Source organism: Pseudomonas sp. PLB05 (genome assembly GCF_021106615.1).
In the GTDB taxonomy this organism is placed as follows: domain Bacteria; phylum Pseudomonadota; class Gammaproteobacteria; order Pseudomonadales; family Pseudomonadaceae; genus Chryseomonas; species Chryseomonas benzopyrenica.
Genome location: NZ_JAJOHO010000003.1, coordinates 641,490 through 655,738, shown reverse-complemented (window position 1 = coordinate 655,738; position 14,249 = coordinate 641,490). Strand labels below are relative to the sequence as shown.

Sequence of the window (14,249 nt, the reverse complement as noted above, 5' to 3'; positions counted from 1 at the left end):
CGACGCTCAAAGCCCTCACCGCCGCTCCAGCAACACCCCACTCTCCATGTGGTGCGTCCAGGGGAACTGGTCGAACAGGGCGCAGCGGGTAATGCGATGGGTGTCCTGCAGCTGGGCGATGTTCTCGGCCAGGGTTTCGGGATTGCAGGAGATATAGAGGATGCGTTCGAAGCGGCGGGTCAGTTCGCAGGTGTCCGGGTCCATGCCGGCGCGGGGCGGGTCGACGAAGACGGTGCCGAAGTCGTAGCTCTTGAGTTCCACGCCGGCCAGGCGGCGGAAGGGCCGGACCTCGTTGAGCGCCTGGGTCAGTTCCTCGGCGGAGAGGCGCACCAGGGTGACGTTGTCCACGCCATTGCTGGCCAGGTTGTGCAGGGCGGCGTTGACCGAGGTCTTGCTCACCTCGGTGGCCAGCACCTTACGCACCCGACTGGCCAGCGGCAGGGTGAAATTACCGTTGCCGCAATAGAGCTCCAGCAGATCGTCGTCACGCGCGCCCAGGGCGGTATGGGCCCAGGAGAGCATCTTGCCGTTGACCGTGCCATTGGGCTGGGTGAAGCCGCCTTCGGGTTGCAGATAGCGGTAGGTTTTCCCGGCCACCTCCAGTTCTTCGAGCACATGGTCGCGACCGATCACCAGGCGCTGGCCGCGGGAACGACCGATCAGGCTGACGCCGAGGTCGGCGGCCAGGCGCTCGGCGGCGGCTTGCCAGGCGGCGTCCAATGGCCGGTGGTAGGCCAGGGTGATCAGTGCATCGCCGGCCAGGGTGGTGAGGAATTCCACCTGGAACAGCTTGAACGACAGCGCCACGTCCGCCTGCCAGCCGGCCTTGAGGCGCGGCATCAGGTCATTGATGCGCTGGCTGGCGATGGGGAAGTCTTCGATGAGGATCGGCGTGTGCTTGTCGCCCGGAGCGAACATGGCGTAGTGACGTTCCTCGTTCTCCCGCCACAGGCGGAATTCGGCGCGCAGCCGGTAGTGCTGCAGCGGCGAGGCGAAGACCTCCGGCTCGGGGGCCTGGAAGGGCGCCAGCAGTTCGCACAGGCGGTTGGCCTTGGCGTCGAGTTGAGCCTGGTAGTCGGCGGGAGCGAAGGAAGGTTGGGACATGGTAGATCCGGGGCAGGGTGAGGCGGGGAGACCTCGGGGCCGGAGCCCCGAGGGGAGGGGTCAGGCGTTGAACCAGCCCAGCTTGATGACGAACAGGATCGACAGCACGATCAGCGCCGAATTCAGCTCGCGGGTGCGACCGGACAGCAGCTTGATGACGGTCCAGGCGATGAAGCCGAAGGCGATGCCGTTGGCGATGGAATAGGTCAGCGGCATGGCCAGGGCGGTGACCAGCACCGGGGCGGCGGTGGTCAGGTCGTCCCACTCGATCTCGGCCAGCCCCGAGGTCATCAGCACGGCGATGAAGAACAGCGCCGGGGCGGTGGCGAAGGCGGGCACGCTACCGGCCAGGGGGGCGAAGAACAGCGCCAGCAGGAACAGCACCGCGACCACCACGGCGGTAAGGCCGGTACGACCACCCGCGGAAACCCCCGCGGCGGATTCGATGTAGCTGGTGGTGGTGGAGGTGCCCAGCAGCGAGCCGAACATGGCGGCGGAGCTGTCGGCGATCAGGGCGCGGCCCATCTTCGGCAGGTGGCCGTCCTTGCCCATCAGGCCGGCGCGCTTGGCCACGCCGATCAGGGTGCCGGAGTTGTCGAACAGGTCGACGAACAGAAAGGCGAAGATGACGCTGATCAGGCCGACGTCCAGGGCGCCCCGGATATCCAGCTGCAGGAAGGTCGGTGCCAGCGACGGCGGCATGGAGACCAGCCCGCCGAAGGCACTGACGCCCAGGGCGATGGCGATCACGGTGACCACCAGGATGCCGATCAGCACCGCGCCGGTGACCTTGCGCGCTTCGAGCGCGACGATCAGGAAGAAGCCGAGGATGGCCAGCAGCGGACCCGGCTTGGACAGGTCGCCCAGGCCCACCAGGGTCGCCGGATTACCCACCACGATGCCGGCGGTCTGCAGGGCGATCAGCGCCAGGAACAGGCCGATGCCGGCGGCGATGCCCGAGCGCAGCGGGAGCGGGATGCTGTTGATGATCCATTCGCGGATGCGAAAGATCGACAGCAGGAAGAACATCAGCGCCGAGAGGAATACCGCGCCCAGGGCCACCTGCCAGGTATGGCCCAGGTGCAGGACCACGGTGTAGGTGAAGAAGGCGTTGAGGCCCATGCCCGGGGCGAGGGCGATGGGGTAGTTGGCGATGAGTCCCATGAGCGCCGAGCCGATGGCGGCGGCCAGGCAGGTGGCGACGAAGATCGCGCCCTTGTCCATGCCGGTGGCGCCGAGGATGCTCGGGTTGACGAACAGGATGTAGGCCATGGCCAGGAAGGTGGTGACCCCGGCCAGCAGTTCGGTGCGGACAGAGGTGTTGTGGGCCTTGAGTTGGAAGAGTCTTTCCAGCATGGGATGCCTCGTGCGCGCCGGTCTGATCGGAAAAAGGCGCGCATCATAACAGGTCGGTAAACACGGGTAAGACGCTAGGACCTACCCCCCAATCGGCATCGCGTCGAGCACTGTCCGGTTGGTCAACTTCCAGAGGTATGGCCGCTGACCGAATCGCCGGCATTGCGGGCCAGGCGGAAGGCATCCAGGGTGCTCAGGATGCCGAGCACGGCCACGATGCAAAAGGCTAGCCGAAAGTCTGCCAATTGCGGGTCGAAATGGCCGTGCCACTCCATCGAGGCGCGTAGCAACAGGGCGGCGATGGCCACGCCCAGGCCCATGGCCAGCTGGAAATTGGTGCTGAAGAGGGTGGAGGCATGCCCCAGGCGGTCCTTGGGGATGTCGGCGAAGGCCAGGGCATTGCTGGCGGTGAACTGCAGCGAGCGGAACACCCCGCTGAAGAACAGCAGGAGCAGGATCGCCGGCAAGGGCCAGTCCGGGGTGAGCAGGCCGCAAGCCAACAGGCTCAGGGCGCTGAGCAGGCCGTTGACGGTGAGGATGCGGCGCAGGCCAAAGCGGCGCATGGTGGCGGTGGTAAAGGGCTTGGCCGCCAGGTTGCCGGCAAACAGCGCCAGCAGGAGCAGCCCGGCCTGGAAGGCGTCCAGTCCGAAGGCCAGTTGGAACATCAGCGGCAGCAGGAAGGGCGCGGTGGCGATGGTGATGCGGAACAGCCCGCCGCCGAGGATGGCCGCGCGGTAGGTGGGGATGCGCAGTGTGCCAAAATCGATCAGCGGTCGTTCGATACGGGCCATGTGACGCACCGCCTTGGTGCCGAGGATCAGCCCTATGCCCATCCAGGCCAGGTTGCTACCCAGGCTGCCCTGATTCTGGCCGAGGCGCTCCACGCCCCACATGAAGGCCACACAGGCCCCGCCCAGCAGCAGGAAACCGCGCCAGTCCAGCGGATGCCGCTGGGTGGGGATGTCGGCCGGCACCAGGCGCCAGGCTAGCACCAGGGCGATCAAGCCCAATGGCAGGTTGAGGTAGAAGATCCAGCGCCAGTCGGCATAGGTAGTGATCAGGCCACCCAGGGGCGGACCGAGCACGGGCGCCACCAGGCCGGGCCAGGTAATGAGAGCGATGGCCCGCACCAGTTCGTGCTTCTCCGTCACCTGCAGCACCACCAGGCGGCCCACGGGGACCATGAGGGCGCCGCCGAGCCCCTGAAGGATGCGCGCGGCGATGAATTGCTCCAGGGACTGGGCTATCCCGCACAGCAGCGAGGCCAGGGTGAAGACGCCGATGGCCAGGGTAAAGACCGGTCGCGGACCGAAGCGCTCGGCGATCCAGCCGCTCACCGGGATACCCACGGCGATGGCCAGCAGATAGGCGCTGATGCCCAGGTTGAGGTCCACCGGATCACGGCCGAAGGACAGGGCCATCTGCGGCAGGGCCGTGGCGATCACGGTGGCGTCCAGGTTTTCCATGAAGAAGGTGAAGCTCACCAGGCCGGCGAGAATCTTCCAGCGTTCCATGAGTGCGCGCGTCCGGAAAAGAGGTGGGCTACTCTGCCTGAGGTGCTGCAAGGCTCGCCAGCCCTGGCTTACCGATAAAGGTCGAGGAATCGCCGGCACCTGCCAGCCAGACTGCCAGCGTCGAGATGAGACGGTTTCGCCAGCTGTCGTCGCCACCAGGGATTCGTTGCATGAAGGATGTGAACGATAGCCAAGGGTGGGGGCTGATCCTGCAGGACCGATCGGGACGAACGCTGGTAAGGCCAACGGTGCGTCCGCAGGTAGTCGTGGAGCTTTTCCGCTGAGCGCGGGGTCAAAACCTCGAACGCAGAGGAGAAACACCCCCATGATCAAGCAATCGCTGCTCTCCCTGGCTCTGGGTACCGTCGTCCTGGCAGGTGCCCTGCAGGTCCAGGCCGCGCCCGAGTCCATGACGCCGACCAAGCCGGCCGCCGACAAGGCGGCTTCGGAGCCCACCAACGCGCAGTACCAGAACAAGGTCAACAAGAAGGATGCCAATCAGAGCGACGAGGCTGTTACCCACGACCCTGATCATCCTACCTTTGAACTCGAAGAGGGTGGCCGGGCGCCACGCAAGTACATCCGCGATGAGTACGTGATCAAGGACTGGAAGAAGCACGGACTGGAACAGCCGGGCGAAGACAGCCAGTGGGTGAAGATCGGTTCCGACTACGTGCTGATCAAGCGCAGTAACGCGGTGATCGACAAGATCGTCAAAGCCAAGCAGTGAGCCATCGTGGCCGGGGCCGAATGATCGGCCCCGTAGTGTTCGGGGTGTCCAGGCAGCATCCTGAAACACCCTTTTCGGAGTCTCCCGCATGACCAGTGAAATCCGCATCGTCGCCATTCTGCAGGCCAAGCCTGGCCAGGCTGCGGCCGTCGAAAACGCGATGCGCGCCATCGTCGCTCCTTCCCGCGCCGAACCCGCCTGCCACTTCTATACCCCGCATCGCGATCCGAGCCATGAGGGGCGCTATGTCTTCATCGAGCGTTGGGCCAGTCGCGAAGCCCTCGCCGAGCACGAAGAAACCGCGCACTTCAAGCAACTGCTGAGCGATCTCGACGGCTTGCTCAGCGAGGCACCGCAGGTCATGATCCTGGAAGAATTGCCGCTGGCCTGAGTTCGGCGACATCCTGTTGTCACCTGCCTGAGTCACCCTGGCCTCTTTTCGCGGAGGCCTGGATGAGCACCTCGAGACGTCAAGCGCTGGGCCTGCTCGGCCTGGGTCTGAGCGCGCCCTGGTTCGCCGGTTGCAGCGCTCGCGAACCGCAAGCCGATCCTTTCACCCTGGGCGTTGCCAGTGGCGATCCTGCCGTCGATGGCTTCGTCATCTGGACACGGCTGGCACCGGACCCTTTGGCCGCAGATGGCCTGGGCGGTCTGCGCAGCCCGGTCGAGGTGCAGTGGGAGGTCGCCTTGGATCCGGGGCTGCGCCAGGTGGTGCAGCGCGGCATGGCCCAGGCGCGGCCTCAGGCGGCTTTCAGCCTGGCGATCACCCTGGTCGATCTGCTCCCGGGGCGCGCCTACTGGTATCGCTTCACCGCCCTGGGACATCGGAGTCGGATCGGCCAAGCCACCACCTTGCCGCCTTCGGCCAGTGCGCCGCAGCGTCTCAAGCTGGTGGCCGCCTCCTGTTCCCACTATGAGAAAGGCTTCTTCAGTGCCTACCGGCATATGGCCGACGAACAGCCGGATCTGGCGCTCTTCCTGGGCGACTACCTCTATGAAGGCAACGTACCCCTGCATCTGCCGACGGTACGCCGACACGGCCTGCCGGAGGCCCGGGACCTCGCCAGCTACCGGCGGCGCCATGCCCTGTATCGCACCGATCCCGATCTGCAGTACCTGCACGCCAAGGTCACCAGTGTCATCACCTGGGACGACCACGAGGTGCAGAATGACTATTCCGGTCCCTGGTCGGCGGATCCTCGGGTCAGCCTGGCCGCCTTCGCCGCGCGACGGCAGGCGGCCTACCAAGCCTTTCGCGAGCACGTACCCCTGCGCAGCTGGCGCACCCAGGGCACAGCGCTGCGCCTCTATGACCGGTGGCGCTTTGGCGACCTGGCCGAGATCCATCTGCTCGATGGTCGCCAGTACCGCAGCGAACCGGCCTGCGCCACGGCCAAGACCCACGGTGGTCATCTGGTCGCCCCGGACTGCCCGGGCTTGCGCGATACCGCGCGCAGCATGCTCGGGCAGGCCCAGGAGGGCTGGTTGCTGGATGGCTTTCGGCACAATGCCACCCGTTGGAATCTGGTCGCCCAGGATCTCTTGCTGGCACCCTTGCGCCAACGTCTGCCCAATGGCGATCCAGCGCGCTGGACCGATGGCTGGGATGGCTATCCGGCTACCCGCGAGCGGCTGCTCGCGGCCATGGCCGACAGTCGCCTGGCCAATCCGGTAACCCTGGGCGGCGATATCCATTCGTTCTGGGTCACGGATCTGCACCGCGACCCGGAAGACGAGCGGAGTCCGGTGGTGGCGAGTGAATTCGTCGGCACCTCCATCACCTCGGACGGCCCGGACTACGGACGTTTCCAGGCGCTGTTGCCGGAGAATCCCCAGGTGCGCTTCTTCGACAGTCGGCAGCGCGGCTATCTGGCCCTGGAACTGACGCGGGAGCGGCTGCAGGTGGACCTGCGCACCATCAGTGACCGAACCCGTCCGGATGCCGAGCGCAGCAACCGGGCGAGTTTCGTGGTGGAGGGGGGACGGCCAGGGGCCGTCCCTATCTAACGGCTCAGACGAACAGCGACAGCAGCATGATGAAGGCCAGGGCCACCACCGAGAGGATGGTTTCCATCATCGACCAGGTCTTGAAGGTCTCGGCCACGGTCATGTTGAAGTATTGCTTCACCAGCCAGAAGCCGGCGTCGTTGACGTGGGACAGGATCACCGAACCGGCGCCGGCGGCCAGCACCAGCAGTTCCTTGTTCACGCCGGGCACCAGCGCCACCACGGGGGCGACGATGCCGGCGCCGGTGATGGTCGCCACAGTGGCGGAACCGGTGGCCACGCGGATCACCGCCGCCACCAGCCAGGTCAGCAGGATCGGCGAGATCTGCGTCTGCACCGCCAGGTTGCCGATCACCTCACCCACGCCGCTGGCCACCAGCATCTGCTTGAAACCACCGCCGGCGCCGACGATCAGCACGATGGCCGCCACTGGCGCCAGGCTCTGGTCGAGCAGCTTGACGATCTTCTCGCGAGAGAAGCCGCAGGCGGTGCCGAAGCTGTAGAAGCTCAGCAGCAGGGCGGCGAGGAGGGCGGTGATGGGGTGGCCGATGAAGTCCATCCAGATGCGGAAGTGGTTGTCGGCGGCGAAGAAGATGTCGGCGAAGGCCTTGAGCAGCATCAGGATCACCGGCAGCAGCACGGTGAACACGGTGATGCCGAAGCCCGGCAGGTTGCGGTTGTCGGTTTCCTGGGCGATCTGGGCGACCAGCTCGGCGTTGGCCGAACCGGGGATGCGCTTGGAGATCCAGGCACCGAAGATGGGACCGGCGATCATGGCGGTGGGCAGGCCGACCAGCAGGCCATAGAAGATGGTCTTGCCGATGTCGGCACCGAACACCCCGACCGCCAGCAGCGGACCCGGGTGCGGCGGCACCAGGCCGTGCACGGCGGACAGGCCGGCCAGCAGCGGAATACCCAGTTTGACCAGCGACAACCCGGTACGGCGGGCGACGATGAACACCAGGGGCGCCAGCAGCACGAAGCCGATCTCGAAGAACAGCGGGATGCCCACCAGGAAGGCGGCGAACATCATCGCCCAGTGCACGCGCTTGATGCCGAAGGCGCGGATCAGCGTCTGGGCGATCTGGTCGGCGCCGCCGGAATCGGCCATCAGCTTGCCGAGCATGGTGCCCAGGCCGAGCAGGATGCCGACGAAGCCGAGCACGCCGCCGAAGCCGTCCTGGAAGGATTTCATGACCTTTTCCACCGGCATGCCGGAGGTCAGGCCGAGAAAGCCCGAGGCGATGGTCAGGGCGATGAAGGGATGGACCTTGAACTTGGTGATCAAGAGCACCAGGCCGATGATGGTGACCAGGGCGTCGAGCAGAAGGAAGCTGTTGTGGTCCATGCCGAACATGGCGCCTCTCCTATTGTTGTTGTGGGCGTTGTAAGAGCCTATTCAAAGTCTGCTGCGCGTCGGCCAAACTGCGTTGAAAATGGCTTCGGAATGCTCATTTACCCTTCGTAAACTCCGCTTCCTCAGCCCTTTTCGCCTTGTTTGTCTCTAGCTCGCGAGACTTTGAACAGATTCTAAGGGTTGGAATGGGTAGCGCTGTCTCGTCAGGCCGGTTGGGCCAGGCGCGCCGAGGTGGTCCACCAGGCCGACACCTGGGTGCCGATGGCGGCCAGCGGATCGCGGGCGTCCACTACCAGCGTAGCCGGTTCACCGTGGGGTGCTTCCAGGGCGGCGAACTGGCTGTCGATCAGGCTGGCGGGCATGAAGTGCCCTGGACGATTGGCGACGCGCTGGGCCGCGGTCTCGCGGGTCAGTTCGAGAAAGACGAAACCGAGACCGGGCACGGCCTGGCGCAGCTGGTCGCGATAGCGGCGCTTGAGCGCGGAACAGGTGAGTACGGGACGTTCGCCCGCGGCCACGGCAGCAGCCAGTTCCTCACCGAGGCGGGTCAGCCAGCCAACGCGATCTTCATCGTCGAGGGGAATGCCGGCGCTCATCTTGGTGATGTTGGCGGCGGGGTGGAAGGCATCGCCTTCGATCAGGCGGCCACCGTCCTGCTCGGCGATGGCCGCGCCGACGCTGCTCTTGCCGCAGCCTGCGACGCCCATGACCACCAGCGCGGGAATGGGAGTGTTCATCGTCACCTCCGGTCTGGAGACAGCGCTACCCCGGAAAATGAAAGAGGGAGCGGCTTCCAGTTCTTGTCGATCTTGTTAGGCCGAATGCCGACGTGTTCCTGAAGGACACGCCAGGCTTGTAGTGTCTGGTGAGACAGCGCTACCTTAGGCGCGTTCTCCGTCCTTGACAAGCCTGAAACCATAACAATGAATCGAACGGGTTCTCGTAGTTCCGGTCGGCCCACCCTCACCGAGGTGGCGCTGCAGGCCGGTGTTTCGCCCATCACGGCCTCGCGGGCCTTGCGTGGTGTCGCCAGCGTGGCGCCCGAGTTGGTCACCCGCGTGCAGGAAGCCGCCGCGCGTCTCGGCTATGTCACCAATCCGGCCGCCCGCGCCCTGGCCTCGGCCCAGGGGCACTCGGTGGTGGTGCTGGTCCCCTCGCTGTCCAACCATCTGTTCATCGAGCCGCTGGAGGCCATCCACGAGGTCCTGCGCCCCCGTGGCCTGGAGGTGCTGATCGGCAACTACCACTACGATCCCGAAGAGGAGGAGAAGCTGATCCGCAACTACCTGGCCTATCAGCCCCGGGGCCTGCTGCTGACCGGCTTCGACCGTACCGACGCCGCCCGTCAGCTTTTGGCGGCCAGTGGGGTACCGCGGGTGCATATGATGGAGCTGGATCCGGCTGGCGGGGTGCCCAGCGTGGGCTTTTCCCAGCATGCCGCCGGCGCTGCCGCGGCGCGGCATCTGCTGGCGGCGGGGCGCAAACGGCTGGGTTATGTCGCCGCCCAGCTCGACCCGCGGGCGCTGGCCCGGGGTGAAGGGTTTCGCCAGGTGTTGCGCGAGGCGGGTTGCTACGATCCGAGTCTGGACGTGCTGGATTCGCAGCCGTCGTCCGTGGGCCTGGGCGCCCAGCAGTTTCGCGAGCTGTTGGCCCGCCGGCCGGATGTCGACGGCCTGTTCTTCTGCAACGACGACCTTGCCCAGGGCGCGCTGTTCGAGGCCCAGCGGCTGGGAATCGCCATCCCGGAGCGGGTCTCGGTGCTGGGCTTCAACGACCTGCCCGGCTCGGCGCACACGGTGCCCCGATTGACCTCCATCCAGACCCCGCGCGCCGCGGTGGGGCGCCAGGCGGCGACCCTCCTGCTGGGCCTGCTCGACGGTCGCAGCCAACTGACCTGCGTGGACCTGGGGTTCGAGCTGGTGAGCCGGGAGAGTGTGTAGGGTCAGCGTCGAAGGCTCCTAGCGAGGCTTCGATCCGGCAACGTTGGGCTTCGCTACGCTCAGCGCCAACCTACGGCACCCGCGTAGGTTGGTTTGAGACAGCTCCATTGTCGAAGCCCAACAGGGGTCCGACGATGTTGGGCTTCGCTACGCTCAGCGCCAACCTACGGGGCCGAGCCACTTACGCTCCTACCGCTTCGTGCCGACCGTAGGAGCGGCCCATGGCCGCGATTCGCTAGCGCCCATCTACCGCAATGCCTTGGCCAGGATCCGTGACTGGCCCTGGAAATCCTGGCGTGCATAGAACGCCTGGGCATCTTCGTTGAATTCCATGACCTCCAGGCGCAATTCGTCGACGTCGTTGTCCCGGGCCCAGGCTTCCACGGCTTCCAGCAACCGTGCGCCTACGCCCAGCCGTCGGTGGTTGGCGGCCACCACCAGGGTGCCGATCCGGCAGAGGACCAAGGGCTGCAGAAAGGAAATCGAGCGGGTATCGGACAGTCGTGCAGTGACGAAGCCCACCAGTTCGCCCCTGGCCTCGCCGACGAACATCACCCCATCGTCCGGCTCCAGCTGGGCGGCCCAGTAGTCTTGGTCGCGCCAGCCGCCGGAGGGCGCGGCAAAGGTCGCCGGGGCCTGTCGGTGATGCTGCTCGGCGAGTTGTTCGGCCAGGCGGCAGATGGCGGCGAGGTCGGTGACGAAGGCGGGACGGATACGCAAGAGCGGTGCTCGCAAGAGGAGTCAACCCTCCACCTTACGCCGCACGGCGCAGGTCAGGAAGCCTCCGCCGCCAGCTGCTGGTACCAGTCGGCATAGGGCGTGTTCTTGGCCATCCGACGGTTGTAATCGGGTGCGCCATCGGTCCACCAGACCGGTCCGCGTTCACCCAAGGCATGCTTGGCGGCGTCCACCGCGGCGCGGGCGGTGCGCAGGGCCGCGTCGTCACCCTGGCGCTTGGCCACGCCCACCTGGCGACGGGCGTCCATCAGCTCATGGGTCAGGGCGTCGCGGCGGTCGGCGGGCAGGCTGGGATCGGTACAGCGCCAGAGCCGGCCCCTGACCACGAAATAACGACCGTCCGGAGTGGTGGGATAGCGCATGGCAGGGGCCCCTTGGTCAGTCGTCGATGTCGAGCAGGGCGCGGCAGTCCGGGTAGTTCGAGCAGGCCCAGAATTCCCGCCCCTGGTGGCGACCGCTGCGCGCACGGCGGCGGACCATGGACGCCTGGCACTCGGGGCACTCCGGCGCCAGCGCCTGGTTGGGCGCTACCTTTCGGTTGCGCGGCCGGCGCCCGCCGAACACGGCGTCGTGTACGGCACTGGCGGAATAGCGCGCCGCCGCCGGGATCTCCACCAGACGCAACTGGGCGGCCTCGCACACCGCGCGGACGAAGCGGTCGCGTTGCTGCCGATGACGCTGCAGGTGCGACCTGTCGTTGAGTTCGACCACCGCGTGTACGGCGAGGTCGTCGCGGCGGCAGATGGCGAAGTCGAAGTGCTTGCAGTTGATGCGATTCTGCGCGATCAGGTAGCGGCGGCGATCGCGCAGCGGCAAGGTCTGGACCACATCGGCGATGCGCACCTTGCCGAACACCCGGTAGTCGTCGCCCACGGCCTCGTCGAGCACGGCGAGAAAGGCCTGTTCGGCGGGGGTGAAGAGGGCTTCGACCTGGCGATAGGGAAAGGCGGCCTGGCGACGGCGTTGCCACCACCACGATGCCCCTAGGAACAGCAGTCCGGCCAGGACCAGCAGGGGCAGGTAACGCTCGTACATCGCGAACTCCAACAGCGGGGCGCCATGATAGTGAGTTCCGGCGCCGGACAGCAGCGCGGGCGACGAAGCGTCAGTCGCGCCGCGGTAGTTGCCGTTGCAGATCGTCCAGGCGCAGCAGGGTCACCGACTTCAGACAGCTCAGGTACTGCAGCTGCTGCATGGCGCCCTGGAAACCGCGGGTGGCGGTGGCGCAGCGGGGCGCCCGATCGTCTTGCCAGAGCTGTTGCAGTCGCTCGAAGGCGGGTCGTTGCGTGGGGGAGGTGGCAGCCAGCCGTCGGCTGTAGACGTCAGCCAGCCGGGCTTCGGCGGCGGCCAGATCCCCGGCGGCGCAGGCCGCCAACTGGGCCTCGCTGCCCTGGCGGTCGCAGTCGGCAGGCGGCTGTTCGGCGGCGAGCGCCAGGGTTGGAATGGTCAGGACGAGCAGCAGCGAGGACAGGCGAAAGGCGGACATGGAGGCAGCTATCTGGACGGCAGTCCCTTCAGACTGCCGCAAGTGGAGGGCGCTCACCAAGCGCCGCCGGTCTCCTGGGTCTCGCCCTGGGTGTCGCGGAAGTGGCGGATCTGCACCAGCAGCCAGTCGATCCAGCGCTGCACCGGGGCGTCCACCGGACCTTTGGGCAACACCAGGAAGTAGGCCTGGGTCGAGAGCTGGTTGAACCGATCCGGCAGGGGCCGCACCAGGGCACCACTGGCGAGCATCCGTTGGGCCAGCACGCAGCCGCCGAGGGCCACGCCCTTGCCGGCCGCCGCCTGTTGCAGGGCCATGCCGCTCAGAGAATAGCGTGGGCCGCGCAGGCTGTCGCCCAGGGGCACCTGCTGGCTGGCGAACCAGTCCTGCCAGGCGTTGAAACGGCTGCTGGGACGCCCCGAGCGCCAGCCGCCGGGCCATTCGGCATGCAGCAGCGGATAGTCCAGCAAGGCGGCGGGTTCTGCCAGCGGTGTCGGGATCAGCGCCGGGCTGCACACCGGAAAGATCCATTCGCGCAGCAGCAGGCGGGTCTCGCCGTCCTGCCAGTCGCCCCGGCCATAGCGGATCGCCGCCTGGGCACCGCCCTCGGTGCCCAGGGGCACGATGGCGGACGAGGCGTCGAGAAATACCTCGATGTCCGGATGCTGTCGCTGGAAGTCTTCCAGGCGCGGCAATAGCCACTCCTGGCCAAAGGTAGGCGGCGCGCTGACGGTCAGGACACTGCTCTTGACCCGTGCCCGCGCCACGGCGCGGGCGAGGCCGTCGAGGTGCGGCGCAATCTCGGCCGCGAGGGCGCGACCCTGGGCAGTAAGCCGCACCCCCTGGGGCAGGCGCTCGAACAGCGGTTGCCCCAGCTCGGCTTCGAGCAGGCGGATTTGTCGACTGATGGCGCCGGCGGTGACGTGCAGCTCGTCCGCGGCCCTGGCGAACTGTTGGTGCCGCGCGGCGGCGGCAAAGGCGCGCAGGGCGTTGAGGGGAAGGGGAGTGGTCACGCTGAGCCTTAGTTTTCCTGAGCCTGACACCTATTAAACATCGTTTGTCCGACCTGTTCAGCCAACGTCACCATTCAGGCTCACTTATTCGTGGAGCGACGCTCATGCGCAAGGAGCTGGATGCCACGGCCGTGCTGGTCATGCTGGCACTCTGCCTGGTCTGGGGCCTGCAGCAGACGGCCATCAAGGCCATCGCCGAACAGGTCGATCCGCTGCTGCAGATCGGCTGGCGTTCGCTGCTGGCGGCCGGGTTGCTCTACGGCCTGGCACGCTGGCGCGGCATCCGCTGCCTGGGGCACGACCGGACGCTGATTCCCGGACTGCTCGCCGGTTCGCTGTTCGCCCTGGAGTTCCTCTGCATGGCGGTGGGCCTGAAATACACCAGCGCCGCGCACATGGTGGTGTTCATCTACACGGCGCCGCTGTTCGCCGCCTGTGGCCTGCACTGGCTGGTGCCCGGCGAGCGGCTGTCGGGGCGTCAGTGGCTGGGCATGGTGCTGGCGGCCAGTGGTGTGGTCTGTGCCTTCCTGATTGGCAAGCCGAGCGGCGGCACCAGCTGGCAGGGCGATCTGATCGGCCTGGTCGGCGGCGCTGCCTGGGGCGCCACCACGGTGCTGATCCGCCGCAGCGCCCTGGCCGAGGCGCCGCCGCTGCGCACCCTGTTCTATCAACTCGGGGTGACTGGGGTGGTGCTCCTGGCGCTGGCCCTCCCGCTCGGCAAACACCTGGATCTGGCAGCACTCGACTCCCTGGCCTGGTCGAGTCTGGCGTTCCAGGTGTTCATCGTCGCCGGCATCAGTCTGCTGGGGTGGTTCGTGCTGCTCAGTCGCTATCGCGCCGCGCCTCTGGGCGTGCTGACCCTGCTGACGCCGCTGTTCGGGGTGCTGATGGGCGTCTGGCTGCTGGGCGAGACCCCAGGCCCTGGTTTTCTTGCAGGTGCCGCCCTGGTGCTCAGCGGTCTGCTGATCGTCAGCTATCCTTCCCGCTCGCGAGCTGCGTCCCGCTGA

At 66.8% G+C, this 14,249-nt stretch carries 15 protein-coding genes; 5 read left to right on the top strand and 10 right to left on the bottom strand.

Annotated features, from left to right (window positions below; genetic code table 11):
- Nucleotides 1-15: 15 nt before the first annotated feature.
- From trmA to LRS53_RS15860, 3 genes are all read right to left on the bottom strand, one after another.
- A complete protein-coding gene (gene trmA / locus LRS53_RS15870) occupies nucleotides 16-1,104 on the bottom strand; it encodes a tRNA (uridine(54)-C5)-methyltransferase TrmA (protein WP_231356542.1) in 1,089 nt (362 codons plus the stop codon).
- A 60-nt stretch (nucleotides 1,105-1,164) separates the two neighbouring features.
- Nucleotides 1,165-2,460 (bottom strand): NCS2 family permease, encoded by a 1,296-nt coding sequence (locus LRS53_RS15865; RefSeq protein WP_064306703.1) that lies wholly within the window; start codon nucleotides 2,458-2,460, stop codon nucleotides 1,165-1,167.
- Between the two features lie 122 nt (nucleotides 2,461-2,582).
- Nucleotides 2,583-3,974, bottom strand: coding sequence for an MFS transporter (locus tag LRS53_RS15860; protein ID WP_231356541.1), 1,392 nt, complete (start codon nucleotides 3,972-3,974; stop codon nucleotides 2,583-2,585).
- A gap of 325 nt (nucleotides 3,975-4,299) precedes the next feature.
- Between LRS53_RS15860 and LRS53_RS15855 the strand changes: the two genes are divergently transcribed.
- From LRS53_RS15855 to LRS53_RS15845, 3 genes are all read left to right on the top strand, one after another.
- Complete coding sequence (locus LRS53_RS15855; RefSeq protein ID WP_017638971.1) at nucleotides 4,300-4,704, top strand: RcnB family protein; 405 nt, start codon at nucleotides 4,300-4,302, stop codon at nucleotides 4,702-4,704.
- Between the two features lie 88 nt (nucleotides 4,705-4,792).
- Nucleotides 4,793-5,095 (top strand): putative quinol monooxygenase, encoded by a 303-nt coding sequence (locus LRS53_RS15850; protein WP_064306701.1) that lies wholly within the window; start codon nucleotides 4,793-4,795, stop codon nucleotides 5,093-5,095.
- Between the two features lie 62 nt (nucleotides 5,096-5,157).
- The gene (locus LRS53_RS15845) at nucleotides 5,158-6,711 is read left to right on the top strand and encodes an alkaline phosphatase D family protein (protein ID WP_231356540.1); all 1,554 of its coding nucleotides are present in this window, start codon (nucleotides 5,158-5,160) and stop codon (nucleotides 6,709-6,711) included.
- 4 nt (nucleotides 6,712-6,715) lie between these two features.
- Here the strand turns inward: LRS53_RS15845 and LRS53_RS15840 are convergent, their stop codons facing one another.
- Together LRS53_RS15840 and LRS53_RS15835 are read right to left on the bottom strand one after the other, a co-directional pair.
- The gene (locus tag LRS53_RS15840) at nucleotides 6,716-8,068 is read right to left on the bottom strand and encodes a GntP family permease (protein ID WP_017638968.1); all 1,353 of its coding nucleotides are present in this window, start codon (nucleotides 8,066-8,068) and stop codon (nucleotides 6,716-6,718) included.
- A 203-nt stretch (nucleotides 8,069-8,271) separates the two neighbouring features.
- Nucleotides 8,272-8,805 (bottom strand): gluconokinase, encoded by a 534-nt coding sequence (locus tag LRS53_RS15835; protein WP_231356539.1) that lies wholly within the window; start codon nucleotides 8,803-8,805, stop codon nucleotides 8,272-8,274.
- Nucleotides 8,806-8,991: 186 nt separating this feature from the next.
- On the opposite strand from LRS53_RS15835, the gene LRS53_RS15830 reads away from it, so the two are divergent.
- Nucleotides 8,992-10,008 carry a LacI family DNA-binding transcriptional regulator gene (locus tag LRS53_RS15830; RefSeq protein WP_231356538.1) on the top strand — a complete coding sequence of 339 codons (1,017 nt, stop codon included), beginning with the start codon at nucleotides 8,992-8,994 and terminating at the stop codon, nucleotides 10,006-10,008.
- Between the two features lie 246 nt (nucleotides 10,009-10,254).
- Here LRS53_RS15830 and LRS53_RS15825 read toward each other — a convergent pair whose 3' ends face one another.
- The 5 genes from LRS53_RS15825 to LRS53_RS15800 all read right to left on the bottom strand — a co-directional run bounded on the left by LRS53_RS15825 (nucleotide 10,255) and on the right by LRS53_RS15800 (nucleotide 13,242).
- Nucleotides 10,255-10,728 carry a GNAT family N-acetyltransferase gene (locus LRS53_RS15825; RefSeq protein ID WP_017638965.1) on the bottom strand — a complete coding sequence of 158 codons (474 nt, stop codon included), beginning with the start codon at nucleotides 10,726-10,728 and terminating at the stop codon, nucleotides 10,255-10,257.
- Between the two features lie 53 nt (nucleotides 10,729-10,781).
- On the bottom strand, nucleotides 10,782-11,108 hold the full coding sequence (locus LRS53_RS15820; RefSeq protein WP_160922814.1) for a hypothetical protein: 327 nt from the start codon (nucleotides 11,106-11,108) through the stop codon (nucleotides 10,782-10,784).
- 16 nt (nucleotides 11,109-11,124) lie between these two features.
- Nucleotides 11,125-11,781 carry a DUF2726 domain-containing protein gene (locus tag LRS53_RS23655; protein ID WP_269216738.1) on the bottom strand — a complete coding sequence of 219 codons (657 nt, stop codon included), beginning with the start codon at nucleotides 11,779-11,781 and terminating at the stop codon, nucleotides 11,125-11,127.
- A 70-nt stretch (nucleotides 11,782-11,851) separates the two neighbouring features.
- Nucleotides 11,852-12,232: a lysozyme inhibitor LprI family protein gene (locus LRS53_RS15805; protein ID WP_231356537.1), complete on the bottom strand. Its 381-nt coding sequence runs from the start codon at nucleotides 12,230-12,232 to the stop codon at nucleotides 11,852-11,854.
- Between the two features lie 53 nt (nucleotides 12,233-12,285).
- The gene (locus LRS53_RS15800) at nucleotides 12,286-13,242 is read right to left on the bottom strand and encodes a LysR substrate-binding domain-containing protein (RefSeq protein ID WP_231356536.1); all 957 of its coding nucleotides are present in this window, start codon (nucleotides 13,240-13,242) and stop codon (nucleotides 12,286-12,288) included.
- Nucleotides 13,243-13,346: 104 nt separating this feature from the next.
- On the opposite strand from LRS53_RS15800, the gene LRS53_RS15795 reads away from it, so the two are divergent.
- Nucleotides 13,347-14,249 (top strand): DMT family transporter, encoded by a 903-nt coding sequence (locus LRS53_RS15795; RefSeq protein ID WP_231356535.1) that lies wholly within the window; start codon nucleotides 13,347-13,349, stop codon nucleotides 14,247-14,249.